Here is a 16,737-nt window from a genome sequence, read left to right as displayed (position 1 = left end):
TGCCTCAGTCTGTGTTACTCAATGAATCAAAACAATCACCTAACGCGTCATCATGATCCAGTCACCCCAATCTTTTATACAAATTAATACAGTGGTGGTGAATTCTCAGTGAAATGTTAAAAGCATGTGAGGTTATGTTGAAATTAGGTATTTTCAATGATTGCCACTTTTAAGCAGTTTAGACTTTCAATGACACCTCACTAAAAAAACCAAAAATCTAGATTGACAAAAAATAACAACATCTAACAACCGAGAATAATATATTGAAAATAGCCAGGGGTATGCAGTTAGTTTTTTTGCAGATAAACGCTCGTTTTTTTAGTGCCTTAAAGTAAACAGTTGCTTATTTGAGTGTATTATTTTATTGGTCTTTTTATAAAAACTGTAGCCAAAATTAATATCACCAGGAACAGAGGTATATGAGGTATTGGAACCGACTGCACTTGACCTTGTCCTCTGATAACATATGCCACGAACTGTTTGTTTTGAAGGTCACCATCTGCATCTCCAATACTGCTCTCACCCCTGGGATTTATAAGTTCAAAAATAATGGTTTTTTCATTTTCAATAGCTGCGTTTTCTAGTATTTGTAGTCCAGGTATTTCAATACTTTGAGATAAACCACCGTCATAAATGTCTCGTGGGATGTTAATTATTTGATTGGCACTGAATTGGTAATCAATGCCTTCAGATGCAGTTCCTAACAGTGTATCTCTAATAATTACACTGGCTTTATCAATGACTTCGCCTTTTATGACTATCCTTGGGAGGTTATTTCCTGTTATAAAGTTGTCATTTGTATCGGGCCCAAACTCGACAAACAAACAATGCTGGTTTCCATCAAATAATCTCCAGTTGTAGTTGTTTATCAGAGCGGTTTTGTCATCCAGGCCGTAACAGAAATAACTGCTTCCCAGAGAGATAACAACGTTGTCATTGAGGTTTTGAGCTGACCAATTAGCCAATAAATTATCATAGTACGAAGTAGATATTTTTTGTGACCCAGCTAACATGCTACCACCCGTAAGTAAGCTTGAGACATTCCATTCACCGATGTTCTGGTCAAAGTCATCTCCACCTGCACCGAAAAATGTATAACCTAAACGGGTAACTTTGCTGGTGTCCCATTGACTGATGTCCTGGTTAAATGAGTTTGCATCCAAGAACATTCCAAACATATCCTCAAGTAATGTGGTATTCCAGTTACCAATATTTTGGTTAAAATCATAAGCTTCTTGAAACATAAATGTCATTTCCTTTACCTTTGAGGTATTCCAATTTCCAATGTCTTGATTAAACACATAGGCACTGTCAAACATACTGTGCATATCTTCAACATTACCCGTGTTCCATGATCCAATGTTTTGATTAAATTGGTGGGCATTATGAAACATAAATGACATTCTTTTTACTTTTGTTGTATTCCACGTGCCAATGTTCTGATTGAATTCTTTTGCATCCCAAAACATCCCAAAAAAATTTTCGACTTGAGAAACATTCCATTGAGAAATATCCTGATTAAATAATTCAGCTCCATCAAACATGGATGACATGTCCATGACATTTGCGGTATCCCAATCACCAAGATCTTCATTGAAATAAGTGGCATTTGAGAACATATGATTCATGTCTATGACATTTGATGTATCCCAGTTTTCAATTTGTAAATTCAAATCTTTTGCTTTCAATCCTGCAAACATCCAGGACATATCCGTCACAGCTGAAGTGTTCCAATTATTCAAAGGCTGATTGAAATTTTGTACACCAGAGAAAAGTCTCATCATACTAGTTACTTGAGAGGTATCCCAGTTTGAGATACTTGAGTTAAATACTCCATTCGAACATCCTGTAAACATAAAACTCATGTCTGTTACTTGAGTTAAGTCAGGTGTATCAGAAGCCGAAATCATCAATTGATAAGATCCTGCAAATGCCGATTCCATCGATGTCCATTGTTGGCTTCCCCATTGAATGACCTCTATGGGCTGAAAATCCCAATCAAATTTCATGCGAGGAAAACTGCCAATGATTCTGACTGTGTGCACTCCACCTTGTGTTGGGTATAGACAGGAATAACTACTTGTCAGATTGGTTGCATCAATCATGCCATCATCATTACAGTCAATATCATAGTTGTAACCTGCGCCAACTGTCTCAATCTCAACACTGTTGGTATCTGTACCTAACTTGATCACAAAGTCATCACTGGGCGCGGCATAAACATGATTAAAAAATAGAAAAATAAAAATCAGGGTTTTTCTGGCACAAATGAAATAATTTTTTTTTGCAATCATGTTAATTATAATCCGCTTGATTGGTGCTATTGTCAAGAACATAGTTAAAAATCTAACCCGTTGTAAACCGTTGTTATTTCAATAAGATTTCGGCCAAAAAAATGGTCCTCTTTTAAAAGGCTTAAAACTCATTTTTTGATTTTAAATAATTAGGTTGATGTATATTTAATTTAATCAAACCATAATCGACATGCATGCAATGAATTCCAATTAAGAAGAGTTGAAAATGTTTGCGCCCCAACAATCTCATTTCTTATATCTCTTGAGTCTCAACTGAGCTCAAATTCGAAAAAAGCACCATTGAATCATCATTTTTTCTTGACTCTTTTGGTGTTCCAGTTGTACCATTAGTACACACGGCACATATGGAACATATAAAACCCATGCAAATATCAATAGACATAGAAAGTGCAACACCCTTGTTTTCTCAGCTGGTTATGCAGATCAAACAAGCTGTTCAGGATGAAAAGGTCAAGCCAGGTGATCAACTGCCTTCAATCAGACAGTTGGCCTATGATTTGGACATGAATAATAAAACAGTGGCCAAAGCCTACCGCTTACTCGAACGTGATTCAGTGATAGTGGCCAAAGGCTACCGCGGTACTTTTATCCATCCTGAAGCCCAAGCCAATTGCACCATTGATTTGAATAAATGGGTCAGAAAAGAACTGACCAACACCATACAATCATTCCGCCAAGCTGGCGTGACTGATTCGGAAATTCGCATCGCCTTTGCAGACGTGCTCAACCAATCAACCGGAGTTTGATATGAACGAAATGACATTATTTATGCTGGTCTTTGTGACCCAGATATTTTTATTATCGGCTTATTTCCCATCGAGGATATTGCGCCGATCTCAATATGTGCTTGAAAACTACCCAGCCAGCACCCACCCCAAGTTGTACCCTAAATCAAGTCAGTATTTCAAGCGGGCCATGACCTTGTATAAATGGGTCAATATCTTCAATATGATGTTGGGATTGGCTCTTCTGTACTTCATTTATACCGGTTACTTGGTCGGCGAAAAAGGCCTTAACCCCATGCTGCCCTGGGGTTACTTTATGCTGCAAATGATACCCAGCCAATTGTTGGAGTTTTTTGGCATGCGTTTGGCAAAATTGATGAAGCAACAAGACCAGCGGCGACAAAAATCTGCGCAGTTAAAACCGCGTAAACTCACCGATTATGTATCAGCCAAGCTCTTAGCGGCTGTCATCTTGAGTTACTTTGGATTCATCTTAATTGGACTGTATCTGGAGGGTTTTGTTATTTCCAGTGAAAGCAAGACCTTGGTCATGAGTGGTATTTTGTTGATAGGCATGCTGTTTTTCATTGGCATGTCTCGATGGCTGATTCGCGGTAGAGTGAAAGACCCCTACCAATCAGAGCACAGCCGACATAAATCCGTTTCGATGGTAATAAAAACATTTTGTTATACCATCATTGCATGCAGCGGTTTCATGTTAGTGGCCTTATTGGTGGTTACTTTTGATTTGAAAACCATCATGCCCATCATCATGAGCTTGTTCTTACAGCTTCTGGTTATCTTATCAATGGGTTTTATGCTGCATAACAACTGCATAGAAGACATCGACTTTGATGTTTATAAGTCTGCTTAAACTAATTAGGAGAATACGCATGAGTCACAATAAGACAAGCCCCTTTGGTTTATTCATTACAATCATGATGCTATCAATTGGTTTTGCTTCTTCGGCAAAAAACCATATCGATGAGACCAACATAAAAGCATTGATTGATGCGCTTGAGACCAAGCGCCAACAACACCACATCCCAGGTATGGCCCTGGCCGTAGTTCATAACGATCAAGTCATCATTGCCCATGGTTTTGGCGTGATGGATACCAGCAACAACAAACCAGTGACAGCTGAGACATTGTTTGCCATTGGCTCAACCAGCAAAGCCTTCACCGCCACCCTAGCGGCCATGATGGTCGATGCTGATAAACTCAACTGGGACGATCTTGTCACTGATTATTTACCCAGATATGAGTTCAATGTGGGTGATGAAGCATTACCCATAACCATCAAGGACATGCTGTCTCATCGCACCGGCTACACCCGCAATGACTTACTATGGGCCAATGGTCAAGCCAGTTCCAAATTGATTCTAAAAACAGCCACAGCCGCTGAGCCTTGGGATGAATTCAGAAAAAACTTCCACTACAACAATGTGATGTATTTGGCAGCCGGAGAACTCACAGCAACCGTTGCCAAGCAGGATTGGAATGAATTATTGGCAGAGAAAATACTCAAGCCATTGGGTATGACCAGCACCACATCAGTTCATGAGACTGCCTTGGCTGATACCAACATCGCCACAGGCTACCAATGGAATGATGCCTCCGAAACCAATGACTTTATGCCTCGACGCAACCTCAACAACATCGCACCAGCCGGTGGAATCTACTCCAACGTCAATGACATGGCACAGTGGCTGCGCCTTTTACTCAATCAAGGCCAGTGGCAGCAGCAACAATTGGTTTCAACAGAACAGCTGCAAGCCACCTGGCAGCCTGCTATTAACATTGCCGGCGACATCAATTACGGCATGGGCTGGTTCCTGCGCCAGTGGCAGGATAAAAAAGTCATCGAACACGGTGGTAGCATCGATGGTTACGGCGCTCAAGTGGCCTTATTACCTGATGAAAACTTGGGTTTTGTGCTATTAACCAACCACACCGCCACCCCCCTGCAGCAAGAGTCCATTAATATGGTCTGGGATCACTTGGCCACTGCGGCACCTGCAACTGGTACAACATCGGTTGATACGGCCTTAGACTACAACGAGTATGTGGGTGAATACCATGCCAATTTTGCTACCTTCAAAGACAGCATTTTCACCTTCTTGATCAATGAAAGTGGTGTGCCTGCGGTAGATGTTCCAGGACAAATGGTGTACGAGCTGAAAGACCCAGATGAAAGCGGTAAATGGTATTTCAAACTGACCGATACCATAGCTGTTTCTTTTGATCGTGCTGCGGATAACAGCATCACTGCCATGCGCATGCACCAAAATCGCCTTGATTTTGAACTGCCTAAAAAAGGCGTAGAAATCAAGCCAGAAATAGCTGCCAGTGAATTACAACCCTTCCTTGGTGAGTACCAATCCAAGCAATTCAAAGGCGCCATTAAAGCCAAGATTCAGAACCACCGCTTGACCCTTGATGTTCCAAATCAGATGGCTTTTGAGCTGCATTTACCCGATGAAGATGGTTTCAGGCAATTCCGCATCAAGTCCGACATGAGTGCCAAGTTCGACACAGATGAGACCAACCAAGTGACCCATTTGGTACTTTACAGGGACAAGCAAAAGGTCGTTGATACCGCACCGAAAATGACCACAAAAGAAACTGAACCGCTACCTACTGTAGCGGCACTGATGCAGCTGATGCAGGCAAAGGAGCGCAGTGATATGTTGAGCCAAAAAGCCGGGTTTCAAATCAAAGGTGAAATCAACATGGTTAATTCGGGTGTCAAAGGCAAAATTATGATGGAATTTGATGATGAATACAGTTATCGCCAACAACTGGATTTTGGGGTATTTGGTGAAATAACCGTGGTTGCCAATGAAGACCAAGCAGCAACTGATGGCATCAACCCCTACACTGAATTCAAAGGCGCCTACCGCAAACAAGCACAACTTGAACACCCAAGTATCAGCATGAATTTGGCCAAGCATGCCGATGAGTTAACTGTCACAGGTAAAGCCGAAGTCAATGATCGTAAGGCCTACGTTGTGTCCTTTAAAGTGAACGATTTACCAAGTAGGAATTATTACATTGATACAGAAAATGGTGACATCCTGAGGATGAAAACCAGATTAATTAATCCTGCGGTAGGCAGTGTACCAATCACCATTGATTACTTTGACTATGAACAGCACCATGGCTTGCGACTGCCGATGCAAACTATCATGAAAGACCCCATGATGGGCCGCGCTGAAATCAACTACAAAAAAGTCAAAGCCAACAGAAAATTCAAACCAGAACACTTCATTCTGAAACCATGATGCCAACACTGACTCGACAAGGATGTCGAGTCAATCATTCACCTCTCTAGGCAGTATATGACATCCATCAAAACCTGCCATACTCACGTTCGCTATAATCATGGGTGATTAAATCTCAATTGGAGCAACAATCATGAACAAATTAATCCTGTTGACATTGCTGACATGCTTGACAGCTTGTCAGCACCACAACAAGCCTGATTCCGAGTCACAAGTGAGCCCAACCAATGCTGCCATCGAACAAGCCATTGCGGCCCAAGACCGCAGTGCAGCTGATCGCAGCAGAGATGCCCGCAGTCGACCTGATGTCACCTTAAAAATGCTCGACATCGGCCCTGGCGATGTGGTTTTCGACGTGTTTGCAGGAGGCGGCTACTACAGTGATTTAATTGCCAGAGTGGTGGGCGAGGACGGTAAAGTCTTCTTACACAACAATCAGGCCTACCGTAATTTTGTCAATGAAGCATTACAACAAAGATTGGCGCAAAATAACATGCCCCAAATGGTTCAGCATGATCGAGAAGTGGACGCATTGGACATTGAACCAAACTCATTGGATGCGGCCATGATTATCATGTCCTATCATGATTTGTTTTATGATGACCCTGCCAGTGGCTGGCCTCAAATCAATCATGATGACTTCATGCTACAAATATACTCTGGTTTAAAAGCTGGCGGACGTTTTATGATTGTAGATCACCAAGCCAACGACGGCCGTGGCGCTTTGGACAGCCAAACCTTGCATCGCATAGAGTCAGAGTTTGCGGTTAATAAACTGACCCAAATTGGTTTTAAACTGGTGGCCGAATCAGCTGTGTTGGCCAACCTTGAAGATGACAAAGATGTCTCGGTATTTGCCCCTGACATCAGAGGTAAAACTGATCGATTTATATTGGTATTTGAAAAGTAGTTATTGTAACAGTCGCAATTCTTCGAGCGCGTCGCAGCCTCCTTTCAAGCCGCCCTTCACTGGCACACTGGCTAACAGCTTGATGGCATAATGGTTGGCATAATGATGCGCCACCTCTGATGCGCTGATTGAAAATGGAGGACCATCCTGAGCCGATTGGTCGTAGTCAAAAGTGATTAACAATTGCGGTGCACCTGAAGTTATTTGACGTAAGTGCTGACAGTAATTCAGACGCATTTCCTCAGGCAGTGCCACCAAGGATGCCCGGTCATACGTGACAGCGATGTCTCCCACATGTTTGGTCTTTAAAGCAAAAATATCCCCCACGTAGATGGTTAATTGTTCGGCCTGATAGCATTTAAATCCATCAACTTCAGCGATTGCTGGTGCCACCTCAATGGCTGCGAAGAAACGTTTGATGGCATCCTCACTGAGTTCCACCCCAACCACATGCATGCCTTGTTCTAGCAACCAAACCATATCTATCGATTTGCCGCACAAAGGCACAAAAACCTTTGAGCCGGGTGTCAATTCCAACACAGCAAAATGTTGTTGCAGCAAAGGATTGACCTTGGCTTGGTCAAAACCAATTTCATTGCTGTGCCACTTTTCATGCCAAAAATCTGCTTTCATCTAAAAAAACCTGTTAAATCTTGGGTTCATTATAACTATGCACCGTCGATTGTTTTAGATACATCAGTTGATTTAGCATGATTAGCAGAATCGCTATGCACATATTTCTACAAACTGAGCCAATAATTGATTGCAATATCCAAAACAAACTCTTACTATTATTAACGTGTGCGTAAGAAAATACAACAAATAGGGGGTTGTTATGCACATATTGTTTTTTATTTTACTGCTCACGGTGTCGCTCTTTGGTACCGAATCTCAAGCACAAGCTTCTGCTGACTTGCCGGATAAGCCGGCTGATTGGGTCTGCTCACAACCCGATGAATCCAAAACAGCAGCAGCCAGTCAAAAATGGTGTGCAATCAATGAACCAACACCTGAAGCATTGGCTTGGCGCGATGCAATTGGCTTCACGCTGCAACCCGGACAATTGACTGAAATGGAGAAAAAGAACGCCTTTGATTTTCAATTACGCGATTTTCTCAGAGCCAGGGTTTATGACCACAAACTCAATTGGGCCCATGACCGCGACTGGCGTTTGACCGGCCCCTACAAAGGCCCCTTTGGTGAGGGCAAAAGCTATGGCGTTCATCCAGCGGTTCGCGTTTACTATTCACCTGAAATGGTGGCCTGGTTATGTGCCGGCAGAGAGGGCGAGTTACCTTTTGGTGCCATGATCATCAAAGAAATGGCCAATATTGATGCGGCATTAGGCGTGGAAAAACCAGATAACTGCATGCAGATCAAAACTGATGATCAGCGGCTACCCTCTTCTTGGACCGTGATGTATCGAACCAACACCACCCATGATGGCTGGTATTATGCCAATCCAACCATGACCGGTGATGGCAACCCGCCGGTTGTTGATAAATCGGCATTCACTGACCCTGGCGCCCTGCCCTCTGACCCCGTTAAGCCAAACCAACACTGGTTTCCTACTGGTTACGATTTTAGCGATAAAGAAAAAATCAATACCATTGTCTATCCTTATAACTTATATGGCGCAGCGTGTATCAACTGCCATGCCACAGCAGTCAATGAAATGACTTTTTCATCTTTGGACAACATTGTTTCCGCAGGACTGCGTTACAAATGGTACCCACTTGATAAAAGTATAACCGCACCTCAACAGAGAGAATCGCTGCACAGCCAGCCATTGGATGATGCCAAACAAGTCACTGTATACCAACCAATATTCTCGCAACCATTGACCACCATCAACCCCAACTTTGAGGCTTATTTTGGTGATTTAGGCATCAAAGACTATGCACAAGCCTGGCCTTTGCGTTTTCCAGCTGAAACCTTTGATCACAATTTATCCATGCGCAGCGGTTTGGACCAATTCCTTACCTCTGACCAGTGCATCAACTGCCACGATGCCACTTACGCCAATTCGGCCGAAGCCAATATGTTGATTGATAAATCAAACTTATCAACCAAGAAGCCGAAAAGTAAACTTAAGATCAACGTATCGCCCTATGGCGAGTGGCGTGTTTCTCCCATGGGTTTGGCTGGACGCGATCCGATTTTCTTCTCCCAGCTACAAAGTGAAACCAACAACTTACCAGCGGCCAAAAAATGTATAGAAAACACCTGTTTGCATTGTCATGGCGTCATGGGCCAAAGACAGTTAGCGATTGACACACCGGCCTCCGAAGCGTGCAAAGATATTTTTGCTGTGGCACCACCAGAGGGTGTGCCCTTTGGCCAGCCCATGGCCAAATCAATGGTCACCCAATGGCAAGATGATCCACCCAATAATCATGATGCGAAATACGGCGCCCTGGCGCGTGATGGCATTTCATGCATGGTCTGTCATCAAATTGATGACAAAGGGCTGGGCACTGAATCGGGATATACCGGTAATTTTGTCACCAATCAACCAGGCCAAGTGGTTGGACCTTATGCCAGTGAAAGTGTGATTACCCAACCAATGCAAAATGCCTTGGACATCACACCACAATTCGGCGCCCAAATTCAGAATTCCGACATGTGTGGTTCTTGTCATAACATCCTGCTGCCAACCTTTAACAATGATGGCACACCGCACCAGCACACCGCACCGGGTGGCTTGGTGGTTAATGCCACCTATGAACAAACCACCCACCTCGAATGGGTTAATTCTGACTTTTCAAAGAAAGGTTCGTTCGAAAGTTGTCAGGATTGTCACATGCCCACAAAGTTTGATGTCGGTGACACTTATCACGAATTAAAAGACATGCGCATTGCCAATATAGAAAGCAGTGACTTTGCGCCCACCACCCATCGCCTACCCAATAAAGACATCACGCTGACACCACGGGATAAATTTGCTCGGCATTCTTTGCATGGTCTGAATGTCTTTTTGAATGAAATGTTCCAGCAGTTCCCCATGATTTTAGGTTTGCGTCAAATGGACTACATGGTTAACAACGATGTGCAACCAGCTTTGATAACAGGCCGCGACTCAATGATTGAAATGGCCACCCAACAAACCGCCAACGTGTCAATCACCCACATGCAATGGCTGGATGACAACACCATTGATTTATCGGTCGAAATAGAAAATAAAACAGGCCACTTTCTGCCCTCAGGTGTGGGTTTCAGGCGGGTGTTTATCGAAGCTGTGGCACATGGCAAATCAGGCGAAATCCTGTGGGCATCAGGCCGCAGCAATGCACTGGGTGTGATTTTGGAAGGCAGCACCGATAAGCCACTTTCAACCGAACAGGGCGGTGCTGGACAATCCACCTATCAACCTCATTATCAGGTGATTGATGCACAAGACCAAGTGCAAATTTACCAAGAGATCATCCAAGATTCTGCCGGTCACAACACCACCTCATTCATGCGACGGGTTAGTGATAAAAAAGACAACCGCATCAGGGCCAAAGGCTTTGATCCACAATTTTATCTCGACAGCCAATCACCCTACATCCAAATGTTGGGTGTGTTACTGGGCGAGGCGGCCAAGGACAAAGACTACAGTGACAAAAACCTCACTGGCAAAGACCGTTTGAAATATGTAATGAAATTAAGCACTGAACAAAAAAACCAGTTCAGTCACGTCACAGTGAAGCTGTATAACCAGTCCATACCACCGGTTTATTTACAAGATCGTTTCAGTGATGCGCATGTGGGTCCGGCAGAAAAAGATGACATCCAAAGGCTGTATTACCTCACCAGCCACCTCAATACAGACACTGTCACTGCTGAAGGCATCAAACCGATCAAGGATTGGCGCTTTTTTATCAGTGGCGCCTGTATAGACAATCAACAAAACAGCTGCGAGGATTAATAAAACAGATCATACACCTTGAACCAATAAAACCGCTTACTGAAACAAATAGGCACCATTGAACATGAATCCGTTCAGTGGTGCATAAGTGATTGGCTATTAGTATTTAAAACTGCTATTTTTGATTGGGCTTTCATCATTGATTACCTATAATATTGAGCTTCAAATCAACAGAGAATTTTATGAGCAACCTTTGGGACGATCCGCTATCTTCATCAAACAACAGCAACAATAAATCGACACAAGATAAACCAGAAAATGATCAAGTCCAGGCGGTACCTGCTGCTCCTAAATCCTCATCAGTAGAGCCAGTGAAGGCCGAGGACAAGCGCGTCATCAATGGCCTGACCGACGTCAACCAATTAGCCCCATTTAAATACCCTTGGGCCTGGAACTTCTTTCTTAATGCCAATAAAAATCATTGGTCGCCCTTGGACATCAAGATGGAGCAAGATGTCCAAGATTACAACAACACCTTGAGCACAGAAGAAAAACATGTGTTTCAAAACGTCATGTCCTACTTGACCACTTCAGGTATCTTGGCGATGCGCAACATCGGTCTGGCTGTGATGGAAAAAATGACGGCACCAGAATTACAAATTTACCAGGCTCGTCAAATTTATGAGGAAGGCTTGCACACTTCTGCTTATCAACACTGTATTGAGGGTATTGGTTTAGACCAGGGTGACTTATACAACCGTTACCGCCTGATTCCAGAAATTGACCAGAAAATACAGATGTCCAACCGTTACCTGGAACCTGTTATGCGTCCTGATTTAGATCTCAATGACCCAGTTGAGCTTGAAAAATTCACCATGGCTTACTTGTTCTTCTCAGTGGTGTTTGAAGGCAATTGGTTGTACCACGGTTTCAGTCCGATTTTCGCCTTTCAGCGCCGTGGCCTGATGAAAAACACCGCCCAAATGCTTCAGTTCATCATGCGCGACAAATCGTTGCATTATGCTTTTGGCATCCGTGCCATCAAACAAATTCTGAAAGAAAACAACCTCAAACTCGACCCAATCAAAGTCAAGAACATGTGGGAAGAAGCTGAAGCTGCCGAACAGAAATACGTCAACTTCCTGTTCAAACAACCCATCAGTAGCTACAGTGCCGATGAACACATGGAACAACACCGTTACATTGCCAACCAACGTGCTGCTGCACTGGGCATGATTCAGCCATTCCCTGGCGCTGAAAACGCACTGCCCTGGTTAGACGGACAAGTCAAAGTCAATGATCAGGACCGCCATCAAGAAGAACACGCCGATGAACACGAAGGCGGTTCTTTGAGTTGGGACTGAAGTAAGATGTTATAGGTTCGCTGTATAAAAAATTTATGCCATCAGTCAGACCGTGGCTTGTTGTTCACGGACCAATTAAGGAAATGCTGGTTGCACCAACAGGTGTTTGCTTAATATTTAGAAAACATCAAGATAACAATTGAACCCAACTATAATTCAAACCCATTAAGTTGTCGTCTGATTGGGTTAATTGTGTCTACAGACTTTTAGGGTATCAATCACCGACAACATGTTTCTTCGATGGGTTTCAACCGGTCTTCAATTGGGCTTGATCAAGGTAATCATAGTCACCTGATTTGAGTTCATCAAACCAAGCCGACCAATACTCCAATAACCAATCAGCTTTGTCTTGGTTCAAGCCATCTTTGTCATAGACGCTGATGGTGTGATCCAATAAATCATTGCGATAAAGCACTGGATGAATGGTTTTATTTTTGACATCGAAACCCAACACCACGCCTGGATCAAGTTTCAACTGGCCATTGACTGAAACCACATGGGCGTATTGCATGAACACATCAACAAAAGCAGGGGATTTCTTTGGATAGACTTGTTTGATCAATAAACGTTTGCCATGATCATTCATTAACATGCCTTTCTTAAACTGATTGCCAGGACCGATAAAGTCCCAGTTCATCATTTCAATAAATAAATCTTTACCTGAAAAATTGCTCACTGTTGATACCTCCAAATTAATCTCTACTGACCGCTCAAAGCTTACTTTATGAACAGTTAGAAATTTAATAACTGAACACATAATTAATGATAGTCATTCAAACAGTATTGAACAACACCGATAAGACAAACAATGAAAACTACTGTTAAAAAGTAGATGTTTTATGTTTAAAAATCACATTTACCAGCTATCTCAAGGTTTAAAAAACTGTGCCAATAAATAGACTGCCGTTTTAGGGCACAATTTTAGTTATTTTCATTTTAGCCAATATCAACTGGCTATTTTGCCCGCTTTCAACCGTTTGTATGGTTGCCGTCAAGTGCGGTTACCGAGGTTTCTTCAAGTAATACAATACTTTGCCTTTGAATGGTTCTGTCAAACGACTTGTATCAGCAGTTTCTGTTTGGGTGTGAGAGAACCCCAATGCAGTCATGACACGACTGAATTTGGTATGAAACCCCCTACCTGGATCAACAATAATCACTTCACAATTCGATTTGGCATGCTGATAGATGAATTGTGACAACAGCTGGATGTGTTCTATCTCATACAGCAAGTCGCTGCCTATAATCAAATCGAACAACCCCAGGCCAGTGGCTTCATTGTCCCAACCGGTTCGCAGGAACGGAATGGCCTCATCTTGATTCAATGCGGCATTACTCAATAAAAACGCTCCCGCCTCTGGGTGGTGATCGATGGCTGTGATGTCTTCGTTGCGAGCATTCAACAACAAACTGGTCAGCCCAATACCACAGCCCACCTCCAATATCCTCAAACCAGTGGTGTCTTTGGTATCAATTAAATGTGCCATGACTTGACTGGCATTCCATATCACCCCAAACAATGACCACTGCGCTGAAGAGATGCCCAAGTCCGCGGCCACACCATCAGGGTCTGAAAATTGCTGACGATCACGCAGGGTTTTGATGTGGATATCGTGGTTGTTGAATTCAATAGTTTGGTACTTGATTCGGTAGGGTGACATGGTTTTCTCTGAACGTTTAAAAAAACGTAACAAGCCATCAAGTTCACTGATTCGCCACGCGAGATTGGATCACAACCTCTCTGTTGCCTAATTAATTATTATAGCATTAGCCTAGTTTTAGAGATTCACGGCGCGATTCGCTGGTTAAAAAGTACGCTGTTTTTTTACAAACTGATTGGTTCGAGAAGAAATGATAATTTTTTGATGTAACTTTCACCTTTTTTTTCACAACCCATTCATACAATTAAAACATGTGTGTATTTTTATTGGTTTTATATCCATGATCGAGCATGATGTCATGATTGTTGAAGGTTATCGATCACCTCAACAAGTGATGAATGATTCAGAGCTCGATTACGAAGACAAACTGAGGATTCTTGAAAAGTGGAATCAAATGTTGGCCATTAAGATTCAAGTTTTTCCTGATCAAAAAAACCATTTCAACAACTCACGTAAAGAAGTGATCGAATTGGTCAACCAACTGGTCAAAGAACACATGCATTTGGTTGATTCCGAGTTGCTGATAGACTGAACCGGTTGGTTGGTATCAGCGCTGCATCGGCAGAGTGAGCGCAATCAATTCTGTCTCACCCTACCAACACAACTGCTGCTCTATTTATCCTTCCTTAGGGATCAAATATTTTTGCAAAAACAGTATAACCGCTTGTTGGTAAACATCGCGATTCTCTTTCTTGCGATATCCATGACCCTCATTCAATGCGTTCATGTACCACACTATTTGTTGCTTTTCCTCCAGTGCCGCGACTATTTGATCGGCTTCTGTGACCGGCACCCTGGGATCATTTTGACCTTGAACCACAAACATCGGTACGTTGATTTTATCGACGTTGTTCAAAGGGCTGATGTTGTTCAGAAATTCACGCATTTCGGGGATTCTCTCATCACCGTATTCAACCCGTCTGAGGTCACGTCTGTAGTCTTGGGTGTTTTCCAAAAAAGTCACAAAGTTAGAAATGCCCACAATATTCACCGCAGCTTTAAGCCGGTCGCTGTAATGCACTGAAGAGGCCAAAACCATGTATCCACCGTAGCTACCACCATAGACTGCGACGCGGTCCTGATCTAAGTCATTTTGTTGTGCCACCCAATCCAACAGCGCACCAATGTCTTTGACTGAGTCTTCACGTTTAAAACCATTGTCCATTTGTAAATAGCTTTTGCCATAACCATCAGAGCCACGTACATTGGGCACCACCACAGCAACACCCAACTCATCCACCCACATTTGGTAGGTGCTACTGAACCAAGGCCTGGCTTGTCCTTCAGGTCCACCATGGATTGATATCACCACTGGGTGTGGCCCGGCTGTTTTGGGTCGGTAAACAAAGGCCGGAATCTGCCTAGCTTTACCATCAACCTGGTCAAATGTCGGGTATGAAATCACTTCAGGTACCACAAACTGATTGGTATTCAAACCACCGACTTCACTGTAAGTCCAGCGAGTAAGTGCACTACTTTTAAGTAAATCTTTCTCAAGCTCAATGACATAAACATCACTGGGCGTTTGGGCCGTGTTGATGGTAATGGCCAATTTATCGCCACTCTGATTGAAGTCATAGCCGCCAAAAACACCCAATGGCATGCCTGTTATTTTTGTATAGGTTTGTTTTTTCACGTCCATCAAATACAATTCTGAACGTCCATTTTCATTGCTACTGAAAGCGGCCCTACGACCATCATTACTGAGCACCATGTTATCAATATCCCAGCTGATATCAGCCGTGATGATGGTTGGTTTTGCACTTGGCTTATCTAATGATTGCCAAGCCAATTGTGAAAACTCACTGTACTGATCTGTGATATAGAAAAAACCGTTGTTTAAATCATCAAAAGCAATTGGTAAGTTAGTGCTTTTGCTGTCATCGGTTTTCACTAAAGGGGTCAGCTTTTTGTTAGCTAAATTTAACAAATAGACACCTGACTGATTGGCACTGATGTAATTAGCCACCAAAACCTGGCTGTCATCTGCACTGAAATCGGTCACGCCCCACCAGCTGCCATCAGGTGATGGCAGGATCATGTCTGCTGTTTCTGGATTATCAGGCTCAATAATCCATAAGTCATTGGCAGCACCATTCCTGCGGGTGCTCTGAAAAGCCATGGCTGTACCCGCGTTGTTCCACACCACTTGACCGTTACGTGATTCACCATCACTGATCATGCGACTCTCGCCCGTGCTCGGATCGAGCACAAATATTTGTGCAAACTCACTGCCACCAGCATCCATGGTAAAACTCAATTCAGCCCCACCTGGTTGTTTACTAACCGCACCAATGGGCTCATCGAAGAAAGTCATTTGATACCTGGTACCACCAGCCTGACTGACTCGGTGTAACTGCGAGACATCACCAAATCGTGTGCTGATATAAAGGCTTTCATCATCTTCCGCCCACTCAACAAAACTGGCTGAGCGGATGTTTTGATAGCGGTTCAATTCAGCTTTGATTTGTTGCGGGATAGCTGGCATGTTCTGCATCACCAAATTACCGTTGTTAAGTGTGGACTGTTTGGCATACGCTACCAGCGAAATTACCAATAGTAAAAAAGTGAAAAACTGTTTACTTGTGCGTGTCATAAATCACCTGTGGTTAGTAAAGTAAAGTCAAT

Annotated in this window: 12 protein-coding genes; 7 read left to right on the top strand and 5 right to left on the bottom strand. The window is 43.1% G+C overall.

Features of this window, described 5'->3' with window-relative positions; all coding sequences use genetic code 11:
- Positions 1-356: 356 nt before the first annotated feature.
- Positions 357-2,195: a BspA family leucine-rich repeat surface protein gene (locus QNI24_RS03275; protein WP_283708491.1), complete on the bottom strand. Its 1,839-nt coding sequence runs from the start codon at positions 2,193-2,195 to the stop codon at positions 357-359.
- Positions 2,196-2,677: 482 nt separating this feature from the next.
- On the opposite strand from QNI24_RS03275, the gene QNI24_RS03270 reads away from it, so the two are divergent.
- From QNI24_RS03270 to QNI24_RS03255, 4 genes are all read left to right on the top strand, one after another.
- The gene (locus tag QNI24_RS03270) at positions 2,678-3,061 is read left to right on the top strand and encodes a GntR family transcriptional regulator (RefSeq protein ID WP_267174855.1); all 384 of its coding nucleotides are present in this window, start codon (positions 2,678-2,680) and stop codon (positions 3,059-3,061) included.
- A gap of 1 nt (position 3,062) precedes the next feature.
- On the top strand, positions 3,063-3,914 hold the full coding sequence (locus QNI24_RS03265; protein ID WP_267174854.1) for a hypothetical protein: 852 nt from the start codon (positions 3,063-3,065) through the stop codon (positions 3,912-3,914).
- Between the two features lie 19 nt (positions 3,915-3,933).
- The gene (locus QNI24_RS03260; RefSeq protein WP_267174853.1) at positions 3,934-6,324 is read left to right on the top strand and encodes a serine hydrolase; all 2,391 of its coding nucleotides are present in this window, start codon (positions 3,934-3,936) and stop codon (positions 6,322-6,324) included.
- A 133-nt stretch (positions 6,325-6,457) separates the two neighbouring features.
- Positions 6,458-7,234, top strand: a complete 777-nt coding sequence (locus QNI24_RS03255; RefSeq protein ID WP_267174852.1) for a hypothetical protein — start codon at positions 6,458-6,460, stop codon at positions 7,232-7,234.
- On the opposite strand, the gene tmpT is transcribed toward QNI24_RS03255, so the two are convergent.
- Positions 7,235-7,867: a thiopurine S-methyltransferase gene (gene tmpT, locus QNI24_RS03250; RefSeq protein WP_267174851.1), complete on the bottom strand. Its 633-nt coding sequence runs from the start codon at positions 7,865-7,867 to the stop codon at positions 7,235-7,237.
- Positions 7,868-8,069: 202 nt separating this feature from the next.
- On the opposite strand from tmpT, the gene QNI24_RS03245 reads away from it, so the two are divergent.
- Entirely contained in the window at positions 8,070-11,144 is a 3,075-nt protein-coding gene (locus QNI24_RS03245) for a hypothetical protein (RefSeq protein WP_267174850.1), read from the top strand.
- 182 nt (positions 11,145-11,326) lie between these two features.
- Entirely contained in the window at positions 11,327-12,448 is a 1,122-nt protein-coding gene (locus QNI24_RS03240) for a ribonucleotide-diphosphate reductase subunit beta (protein ID WP_267174849.1), read from the top strand.
- Positions 12,449-12,695: 247 nt separating this feature from the next.
- On the opposite strand, the gene QNI24_RS03235 is transcribed toward QNI24_RS03240, so the two are convergent.
- Positions 12,696-13,124, bottom strand: a complete 429-nt coding sequence (locus tag QNI24_RS03235; protein WP_267174848.1) for a hypothetical protein — start codon at positions 13,122-13,124, stop codon at positions 12,696-12,698.
- Between the two features lie 325 nt (positions 13,125-13,449).
- Positions 13,450-14,109 carry a class I SAM-dependent methyltransferase gene (locus QNI24_RS03230; RefSeq protein WP_267174847.1) on the bottom strand — a complete coding sequence of 220 codons (660 nt, stop codon included), beginning with the start codon at positions 14,107-14,109 and terminating at the stop codon, positions 13,450-13,452.
- Positions 14,110-14,389: 280 nt separating this feature from the next.
- Between QNI24_RS03230 and QNI24_RS03225 the strand changes: the two genes are divergently transcribed.
- Complete coding sequence (locus QNI24_RS03225) at positions 14,390-14,641, top strand: hypothetical protein (RefSeq protein WP_267174846.1); 252 nt, start codon at positions 14,390-14,392, stop codon at positions 14,639-14,641.
- An 84-nt stretch (positions 14,642-14,725) separates the two neighbouring features.
- On the opposite strand, the gene QNI24_RS03220 is transcribed toward QNI24_RS03225, so the two are convergent.
- Complete coding sequence (locus QNI24_RS03220; protein WP_267174845.1) at positions 14,726-16,705, bottom strand: S9 family peptidase; 1,980 nt, start codon at positions 16,703-16,705, stop codon at positions 14,726-14,728.
- Between the last annotated feature and the right edge of the window lie 32 nt (positions 16,706-16,737).

It is taken from the genome of Marinicella marina (genome assembly GCF_030065545.1).
Taxonomy (GTDB): domain Bacteria; phylum Pseudomonadota; class Gammaproteobacteria; order Xanthomonadales; family Marinicellaceae; genus Marinicella; species Marinicella marina.
Note: the sequence above shows the minus strand (reverse complement) of the source record. Positions and strands in the feature narration are given on the sequence as shown.

What these genes read in the sequence shown, in the direction of transcription:
- QNI24_RS03260 (WP_267174853.1), top strand. Translation starts at nt 3,934, where the DNA reads ATGAGTCACAATAAGACAAGCCCCTTTGGTTTATTCATTACAATCATG.
- QNI24_RS03225 (WP_267174846.1), top strand. Translation starts at nt 14,390, where the DNA reads ATGATCGAGCATGATGTCATGATTGTTGAAGGTTATCGATCACCTCAA.
- QNI24_RS03270 (WP_267174855.1), top strand. Translation starts at nt 2,678, where the DNA reads ATGCAAATATCAATAGACATAGAAAGTGCAACACCCTTGTTTTCTCAG.
- QNI24_RS03245 (WP_267174850.1), top strand. Translation starts at nt 8,070, where the DNA reads ATGCACATATTGTTTTTTATTTTACTGCTCACGGTGTCGCTCTTTGGT.
- QNI24_RS03220 (WP_267174845.1), bottom strand. Translation starts at nt 16,705, where the DNA reads ATGACACGCACAAGTAAACAGTTTTTCACTTTTTTACTATTGGTAATT.
- tmpT (WP_267174851.1), bottom strand. Translation starts at nt 7,867, where the DNA reads ATGAAAGCAGATTTTTGGCATGAAAAGTGGCACAGCAATGAAATTGGT.
- QNI24_RS03265 (WP_267174854.1), top strand. Translation starts at nt 3,063, where the DNA reads ATGAACGAAATGACATTATTTATGCTGGTCTTTGTGACCCAGATATTT.
- QNI24_RS03255 (WP_267174852.1), top strand. Translation starts at nt 6,458, where the DNA reads ATGAACAAATTAATCCTGTTGACATTGCTGACATGCTTGACAGCTTGT.
- QNI24_RS03240 (WP_267174849.1), top strand. Translation starts at nt 11,327, where the DNA reads ATGAGCAACCTTTGGGACGATCCGCTATCTTCATCAAACAACAGCAAC.
- QNI24_RS03230 (WP_267174847.1), bottom strand. Translation starts at nt 14,109, where the DNA reads ATGTCACCCTACCGAATCAAGTACCAAACTATTGAATTCAACAACCAC.